Below are 262 nucleotides of genomic sequence, written 5' to 3' on the forward strand. Positions count from 1 at the left end.
CGCGCCAGACGACGTGCCAGATTCATATCTTCACCACAGCGTGGGAAAGAGACGGCCAGATAGTCGACGCGGATTTTGGCGGCAGTGATGATATCCGCTTTATCTTTTTCGGTCAGCGCTTCAGCTGAAAGTCCGCCGCCCAGTTTGTTAATGCCTTTGTTGTTCGACAGCGGGCCACCCACGGTGACTTCGGTAAACACCTTCATGTCCTGAACTTCCAGCACTTTCAGCTGCACGCGACCATCATCCAGCAGCAGGATAT

Annotated in this window: 1 protein-coding gene; it reads right to left on the minus strand. The window is 53.8% G+C overall.

The window, feature by feature from the left end; translation table 11 throughout:
• Positions 1 to 262, minus strand: a 262-nt coding sequence (locus SB756_RS31465; protein ID WP_410913423.1) for a pyruvate kinase, incomplete at both ends; no start/stop codon positions are given.

This window comes from Pseudomonas sp. SIMBA_068, assembly GCF_046534705.1.
GTDB lineage: Bacteria > Pseudomonadota > Gammaproteobacteria > Pseudomonadales > Pseudomonadaceae > Aquipseudomonas > Aquipseudomonas putida.